The organism is Pseudomonas sp. DWP3-1-3b3 (assembly GCF_049896305.1).
Classification (GTDB): domain Bacteria; phylum Pseudomonadota; class Gammaproteobacteria; order Pseudomonadales; family Pseudomonadaceae; genus Aquipseudomonas; species Aquipseudomonas azotoformans_A.
Genome location: NZ_JAFCUA010000009.1, coordinates 260,049 through 276,383, shown reverse-complemented (window position 1 = coordinate 276,383; position 16,335 = coordinate 260,049). Strand labels below are relative to the sequence as shown.

General features: G+C 61.9%; 13 protein-coding genes and 1 pseudogene. 3 read left to right on the top strand and 11 right to left on the bottom strand.

Translation table 11 applies throughout. From position 1 onward, the window contains the following. Window positions 1–11: 11 nt before the first annotated feature. Genes ACP7BX_RS25345 through ACP7BX_RS25335 form a run of 3 tightly spaced genes read right to left on the bottom strand, consistent with a single transcriptional unit; the run spans window position 12 to window position 3,635 of the window. Window positions 12–1,109, bottom strand: coding sequence for a DUF1513 domain-containing protein (locus ACP7BX_RS25345; RefSeq protein WP_426132044.1), 1,098 nt, complete (start codon window positions 1,107–1,109; stop codon window positions 12–14). 2 nt (window positions 1,110–1,111) lie between these two features. Further along, on the bottom strand, window positions 1,112–2,176 hold the full coding sequence (locus tag ACP7BX_RS25340; RefSeq protein ID WP_033898548.1) for an imelysin family protein: 1,065 nt from the start codon (window positions 2,174–2,176) through the stop codon (window positions 1,112–1,114). A 31-nt stretch (window positions 2,177–2,207) separates the two neighbouring features. After that, window positions 2,208–3,635, bottom strand: coding sequence for a di-heme oxidoredictase family protein (locus tag ACP7BX_RS25335; protein WP_426132040.1), 1,428 nt, complete (start codon window positions 3,633–3,635; stop codon window positions 2,208–2,210). A gap of 139 nt (window positions 3,636–3,774) precedes the next feature. Here ACP7BX_RS25335 and ACP7BX_RS25330 point away from each other — a divergent pair, with 139 nt between their 5' ends. After that, window positions 3,775–4,338, top strand: a complete 564-nt coding sequence (locus tag ACP7BX_RS25330) for an NAD(P)H nitroreductase (protein WP_426132039.1) — start codon at window positions 3,775–3,777, stop codon at window positions 4,336–4,338. Here the strand turns inward: ACP7BX_RS25330 and ACP7BX_RS25325 are convergent. From ACP7BX_RS25325 to gap, 8 genes and pseudogenes are all read right to left on the bottom strand, one after another. Further along, window positions 4,335–5,090 (bottom strand): methyl-accepting chemotaxis protein, encoded by a 756-nt coding sequence (locus ACP7BX_RS25325; protein ID WP_371858613.1) that lies wholly within the window; start codon window positions 5,088–5,090, stop codon window positions 4,335–4,337. The two genes, ACP7BX_RS25330 and ACP7BX_RS25325, sit on opposite strands and share 4 nt — an antisense overlap. Window positions 5,091–5,192: 102 nt before the next feature. Beyond that, a pseudogene (locus ACP7BX_RS25320) lies at window positions 5,193–6,332 on the bottom strand (HAMP domain-containing protein); the annotation flags it as partial. Between the two features lie 280 nt (window positions 6,333–6,612). Then, window positions 6,613–7,014: a YbaN family protein gene (locus ACP7BX_RS25315; RefSeq protein WP_269131904.1), complete on the bottom strand. Its 402-nt coding sequence runs from the start codon at window positions 7,012–7,014 to the stop codon at window positions 6,613–6,615. Window positions 7,015–7,182: 168 nt separating this feature from the next. After that, a complete protein-coding gene (locus ACP7BX_RS25310; RefSeq protein WP_314530951.1) occupies window positions 7,183–7,791 on the bottom strand; it encodes a biliverdin-producing heme oxygenase in 609 nt (202 codons plus the stop codon). A 133-nt stretch (window positions 7,792–7,924) separates the two neighbouring features. Continuing rightward, window positions 7,925–10,498, bottom strand: coding sequence for a TonB-dependent receptor (locus tag ACP7BX_RS25305; RefSeq protein ID WP_426132038.1), 2,574 nt, complete (start codon window positions 10,496–10,498; stop codon window positions 7,925–7,927). Between the two features lie 115 nt (window positions 10,499–10,613). Continuing rightward, window positions 10,614–11,582, bottom strand: a complete 969-nt coding sequence (locus ACP7BX_RS25300) for a FecR family protein (protein WP_178955282.1) — start codon at window positions 11,580–11,582, stop codon at window positions 10,614–10,616. Window positions 11,583–11,656: 74 nt separating this feature from the next. Then, window positions 11,657–12,175, bottom strand: a complete 519-nt coding sequence (locus tag ACP7BX_RS25295; RefSeq protein WP_033898538.1) for an RNA polymerase sigma factor — start codon at window positions 12,173–12,175, stop codon at window positions 11,657–11,659. An 86-nt stretch (window positions 12,176–12,261) separates the two neighbouring features. After that, complete coding sequence (gap, locus tag ACP7BX_RS25290; RefSeq protein ID WP_038845935.1) at window positions 12,262–13,263, bottom strand: type I glyceraldehyde-3-phosphate dehydrogenase; 1,002 nt, start codon at window positions 13,261–13,263, stop codon at window positions 12,262–12,264. A 221-nt stretch (window positions 13,264–13,484) separates the two neighbouring features. On the opposite strand from gap, the gene edd reads away from it, so the two are divergent. After that, window positions 13,485–15,311 (top strand): phosphogluconate dehydratase, encoded by a 1,827-nt coding sequence (gene edd, locus ACP7BX_RS25285; protein ID WP_016975495.1) that lies wholly within the window; start codon window positions 13,485–13,487, stop codon window positions 15,309–15,311. Then, window positions 15,308–16,264, top strand: coding sequence for a glucokinase (locus ACP7BX_RS25280; RefSeq protein WP_314530965.1), 957 nt, complete (start codon window positions 15,308–15,310; stop codon window positions 16,262–16,264). Before edd ends, ACP7BX_RS25280 begins: the two co-directional genes overlap by 4 nt. Window positions 16,265–16,335: the final 71 nt, after the last annotated feature.

Here is a 16,335-nt window from a genome sequence, read left to right as displayed (position 1 = left end):
TGTGCGCCAGCTCAGATCAGATGCAGGTGGTTATCCCAGAGCCCGGCGGGCAATTCCAACGGCTTTGCCACCAACGGTTTCTGACGACAATCGTAGAACCGGCAACGACCTTGGCCCGAGGTCACGACAAAGCCATTCTCGACGGCCCCGACACCGGCACAGTCAGGCAATGGCCCATCAAGACGCAGCTCGCCACTGTCCATGTCCCAGATAAAGAAGCGGTTGCCCCGTGGAGCCGTCAACGCCACCAGGCGCAACTCGCTGTGCACCGCGACGCTGGCGGTGTAGTGCCCCATGGCCTGCAACTGCTCATCCGCCACCGGGAACGCCACGAAGGGTTGGCCCGGCCGCTTGATCGCCAGCAACTCGGAACGCTCCTGTGACGCGCCCATGAACTGCTGCCCGGTGAGGATGGTGCCATCGCTGGCAATCCCCATATGGCGCACGCTGTTCATCTGCTGGCCCAGGGTTTCCTTGCTGATCAGGCTGCCGTCGCGGTGCATCAACACCAGGCTTGGCTCCATGGCATTGAGGTTCATTTCCACGCGGCTTTCGGCTTCGGTGCGAATGCCGCCGTTGGCCACCACCAGCGTCTCACCGTCGGGCATCCACGACACCTGATGCGGGCCGATGCCGTGGGTGGACATCTCGCCGGTATGCACCAGCCGCTCGCCTTCGAACTTATACACACCGAGGAGGCCACGGCCGGGGTCGGTCGTGTCGTTCTCGGTGGCGTACAGCCAGTCGCCACTCTTGTGAATGACCGCGTGGCCATAGAAATGGCGATTCGCCTTGGAAGTGATGGTTTGCAGCAGCGTGCCATCACGCAGGTCGATCAGGTAACTCTCGGTGCCTGGGCGACGGGCGACAAACAGTGCAATTGGCAGCGTCGGGTGGTTGATGATGTCGTGGCAGCGCTGGCCGACCTGGGTGGCAAACACCGGCTTGCCGTCCAGGCGATAGCCCACGGCATAGTGCTTGCCGTCTGCATCATCCCGCGCCGACAGCAGCAGCGGGCCCTTGTCTTTCCCTTTGAACAGCGTCCAGCCGCCCAGAGTGAGCGCACTGAGCAGCACGCTGCCAACCGCCAAAGCCTGTCGCCTGAGCATCATCAGTCACCGTCGTTGGCGTTAAAGCCCAGTTGGATACCCAGCGCCTTGGCCAGCTCGCCTTCGTGCAGGCGGTGGACGACGTTGAGGCTGTCGTAGAGATCGTTGAGCTGCTGGCGCCCGGCGTCGTCGGCCAGCAGTTCATTGAGGGTGCGCTGGTTGCTGGCGAACAGTTTCAGCGACGCGGCGTAGGCGGCGTCGATCTTGTCGGCCAACGGCTTCTGCTCGGACGGCAGCAGGCCACGCAGGCCTTTGTTGTCGACGCCGACCCATACGGTCTGGGCGGCGGCGAGGCTGGCTTCGAGGCTTTGCAGGGACGACTGGCTGCGCCATGCATCGGCCTGGAAGGGCTGCGGGATGCCCTTGGTCTGGCGGCCCATTGGCGTGCCGAGTTTCTTCTTCAGAGTGTCCAGTGCGGTCACTTGGACGCGCAGCAGATCGGCAATGGCTTCGTGGGAATCGGCGTAGCGCTGGTTCGGAAACTTGGTCATCTGCGCCAGCATGCCGTCGGTGCTGTTCCAGCTCGCCAGGATCTCTTCGGCCAGGGCTTTTTGACGGTCGCCGATGGCCACCAGCAGTGGGCAGTAACGGGCTTTTTGCGCGTCGTCGGCGATGTCGGTCTTGGCGTCATAGAGGATGTATTCGTAGGCCGACAGGCCTTGCACCACCACGCTGGACTTGGCCAGGGCGGCGCCATCGATCTGCGGCTGGCTGGCGACCAGTTGCTCGACCTGGCGGCCGACCAGGTTCTTCTTGTCTGGCCAGAACTGCACCTGCCACGAACGGTTGCCTTCGGCCAGCGGGCCGATCAACAGCGGTTGCAGCTCGGCCCAGGCCTTCTGCGCGTGCAGGAAGTCGGCACGGGCGGTGTCCAGGCTCTCTTTGCCTTGGCAGTAGGCCAGGGCGCTGACGGCCAGTTGGCGGTCGGCTTCGACCCAACGGCTGTAGGTCGGCAGGATCACTTGCTTGGCGATGGCCGCCGAGGTCACCGCTTGCGGGTCTTGCGGCGAGCAGGCGCCGAGGGCGAGGGCGGCCAGGCTGGTGAACAACAACTTGGGACGGAACATGTCGAGCTCCCTTCTGTAATTGGGGCGAAGCTTATAAAGAATTCAGGAACGCCAGCAACGCAGCGCGCTGCTCGGCATTAAAGGACAACACATGCTGCTGCGCCGCGTGTGCTTCACCGCCGTGCCACAGCACGGCCTCCAGCAGGTTGCGGGCGCGGCCGTCATGCAAGAACTGGGTGTGGCCACTCACGGTTTGTGTCAGGCCAATGCCCCACAACGGCGGCGTACGCCAGTCGCGGCCACCGGCCTTGAATTCGCTGCGGTTGTCGGCCAGGCCTTCGCCCATGTCATGCAGCAGCAGGTCGCTGTACGGACGAATCACTTGGTTGGCCAGCTCAGGTTCGGCGGCATTGGCCGCCGTGGTGAACGTGGGGTTGTGGCAACCCTGGCAACCGGCCTGGTAGAACAGGTTCTTGCCGGCCAGCACCTGTGGCGTGTTGACGCCACGGCGCGCCGGCACGGCGAGGTTGCGGGTGTAGAACAGCACCAGGCGCAGGATGTTGTCGCTGACTTCCGGCTCGCCATCGGGGCCATTGCCGTTGGGGGCCTGCTTGCAGGCGACTTGGGCATCGGTGCAGTCATCGAAGGGTCTCAAAGAGGTGGTGAGGCCCATATCACCAGAAAACGCGTGAACATTTTGTTGATTGAGGTTGGGTTGCCCGGCTTTCCAGCCAAAACGCCCGAGCACGGTTTTTTGCTGGGCGTCGTCCCAGACCCAATTGGCGCGGCCGACGATGGCTTCTTTGTCGGCGGTCTTCGGGTCGGTATTGCGCAGGATATCGGCGTCGCTGATGGCTTCGAGCAGGCCCAGGCCGATCATGGGCGGGGCGATGCGTGCGGAGAAGCGTGTATCCGGATCCATCGGGCCGTAGCCGAGCTGGGTGATCTGCAGGTCTGGCTTGCGCAACTCGACCACGGTGCCGTCCTTGAACGTCACGTTGACCGGTGTGTAGTCGACCCGCACCTTGCCTTCCGGCAGCACGCCCGGCACGGCCATGTCCTGCAGCTGACCGCCGTAGACCAGCTCGGGCACCACGCCGACCTGTTCGATGAGCTTGGCATAGGGCGCTGCATCCGGAATCGACAGGCGCACCAGCATCGACACCGCATTCGGTGCGTCGGGCAACGGCGGGTGCCCACGGCCATCCTTGATATGGCAGTTCTGGCAGGCATTGGTGTTGAACAGTGGGCCAAGTCCATCACGCGCGGTGGTGGTAGACGGTGCGATCACCCACGGGCTGCGAAAGAAGCTGTTGCCGACGCTGAAATCCAGGCGGCGGGTAGGCGACAGGTTGGCCGAGGGCAGGGAAAACGCGTTCTGGTCGCGCTTGTTCACCGTTGCAGCACCGCCCGCCCGTGATTCACCCGGCTCGGCCTTGGTAAACCTGGGCGCGTCATCGCAGGCGGCCAGGCTCAAGGCCAGCACGGCTGCGGACAGGCGAAAAAGCGAACGGAACATCAAGTTTCCCGGACGAAGGCAAAAAATAAGGTCGCAAAGTCTAACAGGGCGGGGCGCAATGAATAAGAGCAATTATCGTTTGGTCGAATCCGATTCATTCCCGCTAGAATGGCCGCACATTTTTCTCTGGAGGTGGCCAATGCAGGCTCTCGACGCTTTGCTCAACCGTGTTTCCGTGCCGCGTCTGCTGGAACCGGCACCGACCCAGGAGCAGCGCGACGTGCTGTTCGCCGCCGCCATGCGCGCGCCCGACCACGGTCAATTGCGCCCTTGGCGCTTCCTCACCGTTGAAGGTGCGGCCCGTGAGCAAATGGGCACGCTGCTGGCCGAGGCTGCGCGCCTGCAAGACGCCGACGCGCCACAAGCCGCCATCGACAAGGCCCAGAACGGCCCGTTGCGTGCGCCCTTGGTGGTGGTGGTGATTGCCCGTTTGCAGGAACACTTCAAGGTGCCGAAATCCGATCAATTGCTGGCAGCCGCCTGTGCGGCCCACGGCATCCTGCTGGCGGCGTATGCCCAGGGGATTGGCGCCGTGTGGCGCACGGGTGAACTGTCCTACTCGTCCCATGTCGCCAAAGGCCTGGGGCTGACGGCAGATGAGGAAGTGATTGGCTTCCTCTACCTGGGCACGCCGCAGAATCCACCGCGCACAGCGCCCAAGGAAGATGTGGCGGCGTTTGTCAGTGCCTGGACCGGCGTTTAAACCCTGAACTGATCCATCAGCTTCATCTGCTGGCTGGCCAACGCATTGAGTTGGCTGCTGATGGCCGCCGACTCGGTGGCCTGGCCGGTGAGGGTTTCGGTCACGGTGCGGATCGCCGAGACGTTGCGGTTGACCTCCTCGGCCACCGCGCTCTGCTGTTCGGCGGCGCTGGCGATTTGCAGGTTCATGTCGCTGATCACGGTCACCGCGTCGCTGATCTTGCCCAAGGCCTGCACCGCTTGATGGATCTGCCCGGCATTGTTCTGGGCCTGGCTCTGGCTTGAATGCATGGTCGCCACCACGCCACGGGTGCCGCTCTGGATGCGCTCGATCACCAGGCGGATTTCCTCTACCGAATCCTGGGTGCGCTTGGCCAGGTTGCGCACTTCGTCGGCCACCACCGCAAAACCACGTCCGCTTTCTCCGGCGCGTGCGGCTTCGATGGCGGCGTTCAGCGCCAGCAGGTTGGTCTGCTCGGCGATGCTGCGGATCACTTCCAGCACCGAACCAATCTGCTCGCTGTTGACCGCCAAGGCTTCGACTTCGCCCACGGCCTTGCTGACTTCTTCGGCCAGGGTGGTGATGTCGCGAGTGCTCTGCTCGATGATCGACATGCCTTCGCGCGCCGACTGATCGGCCCCGCGTGCCGCGCTGGCGGCATTGGAGGCGCTGTTGGCGACGTCGTGGGCAGTGGCACTCATCTCGTTGGAGGCCGTAGCCACTTGGTCGATTTCGCGGAACTGCACCTGCATGCCTTCGCTGGTCTGGCGCGCGATGGCGGAGGACTGATCGGCGGTGCCACGGGCTTCGGTGATGCTTTGCTTGATCTGGGCGATGGTCGGTTGCAGCTTGTCGAGGAAGCGGTTGAACCAGTTGACCAGTTCACCCAATTCGTCCTTCTTGGCGTAAGCCAAGCGTTGAGTCAGGTCGCCGTCGCCGCTGGCGATGTCTTTGAGCATGGCGGCCACGCTGTTGATTGGGCGAGTTACGCCGGTGGCGGTCAGCCAGATCAGCAGCAGGCCCAGCAAGCCGGCCGCGGCGGCCACCAGCAGCGCCTTGAGGGTGCCGGCGGCCTGGGCGTCGTCGAGCACACCTTGCAGTTTCACGTTATCGGCGAGCATCACGGCTTTGGGCAGCTTGATCACCACGCCCCAGGCTTTGGCATCGGCAATCGGCTTGACCGGGTACACGGCACGAATGGTGCCGTCCTGTTCGCGGATCATGCGGTTGTCACTGGCCAGCAACTGCACGATTTCCTTGCCTTCGGCGCCAAGGGTGTCGATCAGGTTCTTGCCGACCTTGGCCGGTTCACCGCTGTAGGCCGCGATCAGGCCAGTGCTTGAAAGGATTTCCAGGTGCGCGGCGCCATTGAACAGGTCTTTCTGTGCGATATCAGTGGTGGCTTGCAACGCATTCAGGGCGATGTCGACGCCCACCACGCCGATAACCTTGCCGTCCACGATCAGCGGCAGCGAGATGGTCGTCATCAACACGGGTTTGCCAGCCACGGTGTCTTCGTACGGGTCCAGCAGGCAAGTGTTACGCGTGTCGCGTGGGCAGGTGTACCAAATGTTGTAGGGCGTACCGCTGAGGTTGAGGGTGGTCTTGGTCAAGTCGTCCTCGACCATGATGGTGTTCAGGCCTTCGCCTGCTGCGCGGCTCCAGTAACTGGAGAAGCGGCCTTTTTCGTTGGAGACGCGGGCTTTGTCGTCGATGAACTCGCTGTCCTTGCCGTCCAGGCCATTGGGCTCGAATGAAAGCCAGATGCCCAACACCTTATTGTTACGGTCAAAGGCGGTTTTCAGACTCTGGTTGAGCGCCTCGCGCAACGCCCCAGCTTCAAGCCCGCGCTGGGTGGCCAGCTTGCGCAAGTCCTTGATCTGGTCGGCCAGCGCGGTCACGGCCACCAGGCTGTCGCCGAAGGTTTTCTGCAACTGCGCCGCTTGCTCGGCAGCCTTGGCCTGCAGCAATTGCTCAACGCTGGCGGTGAGCATGCGCGAACTGGAGTCGCTGACCAATTGATCGTTCTGGTTGGTGTTGTAGATGTTGATGCCGACGACCAGCGCAATCACCCCCAACAGGCAAAGGCCCGACAGCAGCACGATTTTCAAGCGAATGGAGAGGGTGTCGAACATAGGTTCACTCACGAATGGACTTGTTGGAAAGCACGCAGTGCAGGCCAAGTCCATTCAGCGCTATGTCTGAAACATCGGCGTCATGAATCAATTCATGAGAGAGAGGCGATGAGCGGTAGGAAAAATCCTACACGCGCCGTTATACGGGCGCTGCAAGCCGTTCCGGGCGTGACCAGATCCACAGGTTGCCCAGGCTCATTCCGGCGATTGCGAGGTAGATCGGCCAGCCATGGTCGAGCATCACCAGCATCAGGATGGCGCACAGCAGCATGCTCACCGTGGCACTGACCTTGGCCCGGCGGGCGATGATCTTGCCGTTGCGCCAGTTGAACAGGATGGGCCCGAACAGCCGGTGGTTTTCCAGCCAGGCGCTGAGGCGCGGTGAGCTTTTGGTGGCGGCCCAGGCGGCGAGCAGGATGAATTCGGTGGTGGGCAACCCCGGCACGACAATCGCCACCAACCCGATGCCCAGGCTGACGTAGGCCAGCAGGCCGAAGAGGATCCGGGCGATTTTCGAGGTGGATTGGGTTTTGCGAGTCATGGTGAAGCTTATCTGGTAGGAAAAATGCAGATTATCTGAACTGGAATGCAATCAAGTGTGGGAGCTGGCTTGCCTGCGATAGCAGTGTGTCAGTCACTGCATCTATACCTGACGCACCGCTATCGCAGGCAAGCCAGCTCCCACATTGATCCGGTTTCTACCGGAACATTACGCCAGTTCAGGGGCGCTAGCGTACGCTTGTTCCAGCAAGACGGTGAAGCGTACAAACGCGTCGATTGCGCCTTTTTCCACCGCAGCCTCTTCTTCAGCGCTGAATTCCAGGGCATCGAGCGTACGGGTGAAGCGCTTCCAGCCTTCGGCACGACCACCGGCCGGTTCACCCAGGTGACGGGCACCGAAGGTTTCGCTCAGGCCCAGGCCCACAGCGCGCTTGATCAGGAACGCAGCGCCCAGTTTGGAGCCTTCGGACACGAACAGCCAGCCCAGGGCTTCGGCCTTGCTCGGGTTTTTCACGGCACCGGCCACCGGTGCAGGCACTTCGGTGTCGAGGTCGCCCAGGTCCAGTTTGGCGGCTTCGGCGCGGCAACGCTCGGCCAGGTCCGGCACGATCTTGATCAGCTCTGCATCGTTGTACAACGCTACCAGTTCCGACTGGAACAGGTACTGCGCGACCACGAAGCGGGCGAAATTGGCCTGGGTTTCAAACGGCGCGTGGGCTTTGACCAGGGCGTCGAGTTTGGTATGTGGCTCGTTGGTGATCTGGTTCAGGCGCTGGGAGCGTAGGCTTGGGCGTTCTGCGGTTGGAGAAGCGGTCATGAAAAAGTCCTTGAGAAGGGGAGCGCCTGGGTGCCCTAAAGAGAGCTGTTATCAACTAGACGAACAAGAAGACGCGGCACAGTAAAAAATCCTCACCTCGTCGATGAAATTTCGACGAGGTGAGCGGAGCGGATCAGATGTCCCAGATCAGGTTGATCGCAAAGTTGCGACCCGGCTGGGTCAGGCGGTCGAGGTTGGCCGGGGAGGTCACGCCGGCTTCACCGACGCCGTCGTAGCTGCGTACGTCGTCCCAGTTCCAGTACTTCTTGTCGGTGAGGTTGTAGAGGCCGCCATTGATGGTCACGTCGTTGGTGACCTTGTAGAAGCCGGTCAGGTCGACGATGCCAAAGCCTGGGGTCTTGAACGGGCCCTTGGACTTGTCGCCGTCTGGCGAGAAGAAGGTGGTGCTGTCGACGCGGTTCTGTTTCTTGACCAGTGTCCAACTGACCAACGCGCCGTATTGTTCCTGGTCGTAACCCAGACCGAACACGCCCTTGAGCGGGTTGACGCTGTTGAGGGGTTCGCCGGTCTCATCGTTGCGGCCATAGGCGTACGCCACCGCACCTTGGGTGTACAGGCCTTGGGGCGCGCCAAACGCGTCCAGGTTCATGCGGCCCTTGGCTTCGATGCCCTTGATAGTGGCGCGCTTGATGTTGAACGGCTGGAAGATCGTGCCGGTGGGGGCGACGGAGGTGTTGTCCTCGTCGATGAAGTCTTTGTACTTGTTGTAGAACACTGCGACATCGAAGTTACCCGCGTCGAAGTTACCGCGAATCCCGGTCTCGATGCCTTTGCTGGTTTCCGGCTTGAGGCTCGGGTTTGGCTCGACCACGTACCCTTGCTGGATATTTTCAAAGCGGCCGTACAGGGCCTTGGCTGACGGCGTGCGGAAGCCTTCGGCGTATTGGCCGAACCAGGTGTAGTGGTCAGTCAGCGCGTAGGTCAGGCCGAATTTCGGCGAAACACGGTGCCAGGTCTTGGTGTCGTCGTCGTGTGGGTAGATCCGGTTCGGGTCGGTGGCGTTGAGGAAGTCCTCGGTCAGCTTGGGTTTGAGCTGGGTGTAGTCATAGCGAACGCTGGGCAGGAAGGTCCAGTTGTTCCAGGCGATCTGGTCCTGGGCAAACAGCGAATAGGTATTGATGGTCGGGTCCGGGAAGTCGCTGGCCTTTCTCACGCTGTCTGTGGCGGACGGGCTGGGGGCGCCGATGGCGGTACAACCGCTGCCGACGGCCAGGCAGGTGGCGGCACCTTCACGGGACCCGGTGACTTTCTGCTGCTTGAGGGTGGTGCCGTAGGTCACTTGGTGATCGGTGTCACCGAGGCTGAAGGCCTTGTCCAGTTGGGCATCGAATACCCATTGTTTTTCCTGGTAGAGCGTATCGCGGGTCCGCAGCACGCGACGGCCGGCCTGGTAGATCTCGGCGGTGGTCTGGTCGGTCTTGGCAATCTGATAGTTGAGGCTGGTCTTGATACGGTCGGCAACCGGCGATTCCAGCGCGAAGCTGTTTTCCAGGCCGAAGCGCTCACGGGTGATGGTGTCGTTGCCCGAGCGTGCGCGGTACAGGTTGGGGGAGACGGGGGCGCCAGTGTTGAACGGCCCGCCTATGGCGTTCTTCTGGTTAGTGTCGCGATCATCCTTGTACTTCTCATACGTCAGGCCTAAGCGATTGTTCTCCCCATAATTCCAACCCAGCTTGGCGAGGATGTTGGTGGTGCGCGCGTCCTCCGGGTTGGCGCCGGTGCGGGCCAGGCCGGTGGCGTTATTGCCGTCGTAGGACTCCATTTCGTGGCCATTGCGTTGGCTCAGGTGCAGCAAGCCGTCGAAGTCCTGCACGCGGCCGGCGAAGGTGCCGGAGGTCAGCCAGCTTTCATCGGCGGAGCTGTAGCCGGTCTTGAGACGGGCGCCGACGTCCTGGCCGGGCTTGATGATGTCGTCCGGGTCGAGGGTGAAGTAACTCACTGCGCCGCCAATGGCGCTGCTGCCGTACAGGGCCGAGGCCGGGCCGCGCAGGATCTCGACGCGCTTGACGATTTCCGGGTCGACGTAGTTGCGACGGGTCTTGGCGTAGGGGCCGTTGAAGAAGTTGTCCGGCACTTCCACGCCATCGACCTGAGTGAGGATGCGGTCGCCGTCGATGCCGCGAATGTTGAAACCGGCGTTACCGGCACGGGTGCCGGCGCCACCGACCGAAACGCCGGGCTCATAGCGCACCAGCTCGCGGATGGTGTTGACGTTCTGGCGGTCCAGCTCTTCGCGATCATGCACGCTGACGGTGCTCGGTACGCTGCTCACGTCCTGCTCATTGCGGGTGGCGCTGATGGTCACCTGTTGCAGGTTGAGGGTGCTGCCCGCTGCACGTTTTTCCAGGACGATGTTGTTGCTGCCCAGTTTGCGATAGCTCAGGTTGGTCCCCACCAACAGCCGGTCCAGGGCTTTTTCCGGCGGCAGCGGGCCGCGCACGCCAGGGGACGACACACCCTGGCCCAATTCAGCGGGCAGGCCGACTTGCCAGCCGGTCACGGCGGTAAAGGCGTTGAGGGCCGAGACCAGCGATTGCTGCTCGATGCTGAAGTTGTAGTTGCCGTGACTGCGCGCAGCGGGTTCGGCGGCGGTGGCGCTCATCACTGGCGCACCGGCCAGCAGAATGGCGGCCGTCAGCAAGGACAGGACGGGCGAAGAGGACCGGCGGTTGAAACAAGAGGACATCGAGAGCGCTCCGGGGTACGAATCTTATAGTTGCGAACTGAAACAAATAGGAATCAGTTGCATTGGCTAAGACGAGACGTACCACCCTCAGCTATCGAGTAAAAATAATTCTCATTTAGTTCAAGATCACCAGCGCCGGGTATTCCGACAGCTTGGCCGAGGTGATGTGGGCCAGGGATCGCACCACATCCAGAGGCTGGTCGAGGCGATAATTGCCGGTGACGGCGACGCTGGCGAGTTGGTCATTGGTGTTGACGATCCAGCCAGGGTAATAGCGACGCAGCTCGGCGAGCACTTCGCTCATCGGGCAGTTCTCGAAGATCAGCCGGCCTTGCACCCAGGCCAGGTCCTTGTTGGCGTCCAGCTTGGCCGGCTGGCCGAACCCCCTGGGCCCGATGCGGATGCTTTCACCGGCGCTCAGGCGCACGCGGGCATCGTCGAAAGTGTTGCTCAGGTCGACATCGCCGCGTTGCACTTGCACCTGGGCTTCGCCATTCAGGTAACGCACGGCAAAAGCCGTATCGCGCACGCTGGCACGGACAGGGCCGGCGTCGATTTCCAGGGGTAGGCCGTGGCTGGGCACGATTTCGAAAAACGCCTCGCCCTGGTACAGGCGGGCGATGCGCTGGTGGTCCTTGATGCTGCTGGAAAACGCCGAGTTGGTGTTCAGCAGCACTTTGGAACCGTCGTCCAGTTGCAGGCGCTGGCGTTCGCCCACCACGGTGAGGTGGTCGGCCTGCAGGCGTACCGGCAGGTTGCTGAAGCTGAACAGGCCGATCAGCAGCACGGCGGCGGTAGCCAGTGGTTTCCAATGCGGTTTGATGCGGCGCCAGGCGCTGGGCTTGCGTGGTACCGCCAATGCGACGGCGGCACTGTGCACCGGCGCGCCACCCCAGGCGGCCTGGGCCTTGGCGAAAGCATGAACGTGGGCGGGATCGCTGGCCAGCCAGGCTTCGAATTCGGCTTGCTGCCCGGGTTGCGGGCACTGCAAGGCGATCAGCCAGTCGAGGGCTTGATCCATAGCCGTGTCTTGCAACACCTCATGAGCCAGCTCATGGGGTCGCAGTTTATTCGGGTCCGTCACGGTGTTCCTCGGGTCTTCGCCACGTTCTATTCAACTTTCCTACAGCCTGGGTCGACGCTTCTTTCGCGTGAAGCTTAAGGCCGATCCAGCCGTTCGGCCACACCTACACAGATGGCCATGATCAATTTGAGTTCCTTTTGCACGGTGCTCAAGGACACTTCCAGCTGATCGGCAATCTCTTGGTAGCTGCAACCATGCAGGCGGCTGAGGATGAAAATCTGCTGTTGGCGGGCGCTCAACTGGCCCAGGCTGACGCTCAAGGCTTCGAGCATTTGCTCGGCCTGGGTGGCATCTTCGGGGGTGCTGATGGGGGCCGCGACACTTTGCAGGACATCCAGCGGGACATCTTCCTGCAGCGTGCGGGCCTGGATTCTGCGCGCGCGCAGATGATCCAGCGCCAGGTTGCGCGCCGTCTGATAGACAAAAGGTTCAAGGTGATCGATCGGCCGCTCGCTCAGGGCCCGAGTCACGCGCAGGTAGGTTTCCTGCAACAGGTCCTCGGCGGTGCTGTGGTTATTCACCATCCGCTGCAAGGTGCGAAGCAGAACCACCCGTTGGGTGAGAAAAACATGGTTGAAGCGAGATTGGCTCACAGTGATACCAGACCGATTTGCAGTGAATGATAATGCTTATCATCAACTCAAATGGCAAGTAGCTATTTCTGTGAGCCTGTTTTGGCTTACTCGGCGTTACACAATGCCAGGCAGTTATCCAACATACGGTTGGAGAAGCCCCACTCGTTGTCATACCAAGCCAGCACTTTCAGCAACTTGCCACTGACCTTGGTGTGATTGGCGTCGAAGATCGACGACAACGGGTTGTGGTTGAAGTCGCTGGAAACCAGCGGCAAGGTGTTGTAACCAAGGATCTTGGAATGCTGGCTGGCATCCTTGAGCAACGCATTGACCTGTTCGGCAGTGGCTTCTTTCTTCAACTGCACGGTGAGGTCCACCAGCGACACGTTGATCACCGGGACACGCACCGCCATGCCGGTCAACTTGCCCGCCAGTTCCGGCAACACCAGGCCGACGGCTTCAGCCGCGCCGGTCTTGCTCGGGATCATGTTCTGGGTGGCCGAACGCGCGCGGTACGGGTCGGTGTGGTAGACATCGGTCAGGTTCTGGTCGTTGGTGTAGGCGTGAATCGTGGTCATCAGGCCACTTTCGATGCCCAGCTCGCGGTGCAGCACCTGGGCCACAGGCGCCAGGCAGTTGGTGGTGCACGACGCGTTGGAGATGATCTGGTGGGATTGGCGCAGAATGTCGTGGTTCACACCGTAGACCACGGTGGCGTCCGCGCCCTTGGCCGGTGCCGAGATGATCACCTTGCGCGCGCCGGCGGTAATATGGGCGGCAGCCTTGTCACGGTCGGTGAACAGACCGGTGCATTCGAACACCACGTCGATCTTGTGCGCAGCCCACGGCAGGTCGGCGGGGTTGCGAATGGCACTGACGGCAATCCGGTCACCATTGACGGTCAGGCTTTCCTGATCGTGGGCGACCTCTGCGTCGAAAGTGCCATGCACGGTGTCGTATTTGAGCAGGTGGGCGTTGATCGAACTGTCGCCCAGATCGTTGATGGCGACGATCTGCAAATCCTGGCGGTAGCCTTGGGTATACAGTGCGCGCAGGACATTACGGCCGATACGGCCAAAACCATTGATTGCGATACGAAGAGTCATTGGAGAGTGCCTGTCGTCGATTTGTTGTAAGAATTACAAGATTATTCGCATAAAAATAGAAAACAAGCCTTTTTAGTGGCAATATTTTGTTCAATCTACAACGAGTGACCTGAATCAACTGGTCCGATGATCCAAACGACTCCCTGCCATCCCATGCGCTGCGGGCGTTTGATCAGCATAGACACTCAGGTCGCCACATCCGTTAGCCTGGAGTTCTACACATGCATCCCCGCGTTCTTGAGGTCACCGAACGGCTTATCGCCCGTAGCCGCGCCACCCGCGAGGCCTACCTTGCGCTCATTCGCGGTGCAGCCATCGACGGTCCGATGCGCGGCAAGCTGCAATGCGCCAACTTCGCCCATGGCGTGGCCGGTTGCGGCACTGAAGATAAAAATAGTCTGCGCATGATGAATGCCGCCAACGTGGCAATTGTTTCGTCATATAACGACATGCTCTCGGCGCACCAGCCGTACGAGCATTTCCCTGAACAAATCAAGAAAGCCCTGCGCGAAGTCGGCTCGGTCGGCCAGTTCGCTGGCGGCACCCCTGCGATGTGCGACGGCGTGACCCAGGGCGAGCCTGGCATGGAGTTGAGCCTGCTCAGCCGTGAAGTCATTGCCATGTCCACGGCGGTAGCGCTGTCCCACAACATGTTCGATGCCGCGCTGATGCTGGGCATCTGCGACAAGATCGTCCCCGGCCTGATGATGGGCGCGTTGCGCTACGGCCACCTGCCGATGATCTTCGTGCCGGGCGGGCCGATGCCGTCCGGCATCTCCAACAAGCAGAAGGCTGATGTGCGCCAGCGCTACGCCGAAGGCAAGGCCACCCGCGAAGAGCTGCTGGAATCGGAGATGAAGTCCTACCACAGCCCCGGCACCTGCACCTTCTACGGCACCGCCAACACCAACCAGTTGCTGATGGAAGTGATGGGCCTGCACCTGCCGGGCGCTTCGTTCGTCAACCCGTACACGCCGCTGCGTGATGCGCTGACCCGCGAAGCCGCGCATCAGGTCACGCGCCTGACCAAGGCCAACGGCAGCTTCATGCCGATCGGCGAGATCGTCGACGAGAAATCCATCGTCAACTCCATCATCGCCCTCAACGCCACCGGCGGTTCGACCAACCACACCCTGCACATGCCGGCCATCGCCATGTCGGCGGGCATCATCCTCACTTGGGACGACATGGCCGACCTCTCCGAGGTGGTGCCGACCCTGTCCCACGTGTATCCAAACGGCAAGGCCGACATCAACCACTTCCAGGCGGCGGGCGGCATGTCGTTCCTGATCCGCGAACTGCTCGAAGCCGGCCTGCTCCATGAAGACGTCAACACCGTGGCCGGTAAGGGCCTGAGCCGCTACACCCAGGAGCCCTTCCTGGTCGACGGCGAACTGATCTGGCGCGATGGCCCGATCGAAAGCCTCGATGAAAGCATCCTGCGTCCCGTGGCCCGTGCGTTCTCGCCGGAAGGCGGCTTGCGCGTGATGGAAGGCAACCTCGGTCGCGGCGTGATGAAGGTGTCTGCCGTTGCCCCTGAGCATCAGATTGTTGAAGCGCCGGCGGTGGTGTTCCAGGACCAGCAAGACCTGGCCGACGCGTTCAAGGCCGGCCAGTTGGAAAAAGACTTCGTGGCCGTCATGCGCTTCCAGGGCCCGCGCTCCAATGGCATGCCCGAATTGCACAAGATGACGCCGTTTCTCGGCGTGTTGCAGGACCGTGGCTTCAAAGTCGCACTGGTAACAGACGGGCGTATGTCCGGCGCGTCGGGTAAGATCCCCGCCGCGATTCACGTCAACCCCGAAGCCCAGAGCGGCGGGCCGCTGGCGCGGGTGCGCGATGGCGATATCATTCGCGTGGATGGCGTGAAGGGCACCTTGGAGCTTAAGGTGGACGCCGACGAATTTGCAGCGCGCGCGCCTGCCACGGGCCTGTTGGGCAATAACGTGGGGGCCGGTCGCGAGCTGTTTGCATTTATGCGCTTGGCCGCAAGCTCCGCAGAGCAGGGCGCCAGCGCCTTTACCTCTGCCTTGGAGACGCTTAAGTGAAGCTAGCGCTGGTCGGTGACATCGGGGGCACCAACGCCCGTTTCGCGTTGTGGCGCGATCAGGAACTGCATTCGATCCGCGTGCATGCCACGGCGGATCACTCCAGCCCTGAAGACGCGATCAAGGTTTACCTCAACGAGGAAGGCCTGCAAATCGGCGACATCGGTGCGGTGTGCCTGTCGGTGGCCGGACCGGTGAGCGGTGATGAATTTAAGTTCACCAACAATCACTGGCGCCTGAGCAAGACTGCGTTTTGCAAGACGTTGCAGGTCGATGAATTGCTGCTGGTCAATGACTTCTCGGCCATGGCCCTGGGCATGACCCGCCTCAAGCCCGACGAATTCCGCGTGGTTTGCGAGGGTACGCCGGAGCCGTTGCGCCCGGCGGTAGTGATTGGCCCTGGCACTGGCCTGGGTGTCGGGACGCTGCTGGACCTCGGCGCAGGCCGTTTTGCGGCGTTGCCGGGGGAGGGCGGGCATGTCGACCTGCCCCTGAGCAGCCCGCGTGAAACCCAGCTGTGGCAGCACATCTACACTGAGATCGGCCACGTCAGCGCCGAAACCGCCTTGAGCGGTGGCGGGTTGCCGCGCCTGTACCGTGCCATTTGCGCGGTCGACGGCCACACGCCGGTACTGGAAACCCCCGAGGCTATCACGGCCGCAGGCTTGGCCGGCGACCCGGTGGCGATGGAGGTATTGGACCAGTTCAGCATCTGGCTGGGCCGCGTCGCCGGCAACAATGTGCTGACCACCGGTGGACGCGGTGGCGTGTACATCGTAGGCGGGGTGATACCGAGGTTTGCCGACTTCTTTATCAACAGCGGCTTTGCCAAGAGTTTTGCCGACAAAGGCTGTATGAGCGACTACTTCAAGGGCATTCCGGTGTGGTTGGTAACCGCGCCGTATTCCGGGTTGACCGGGGCTGGGGTGGCACTGGAGCAGGCTTTTGCGTAGGCAGTGATGGCCTCATCGCGGGCAAGCCCGCTCCCACATGTGGGAGCGGGCTTGCCCGCGATGAGGCCATC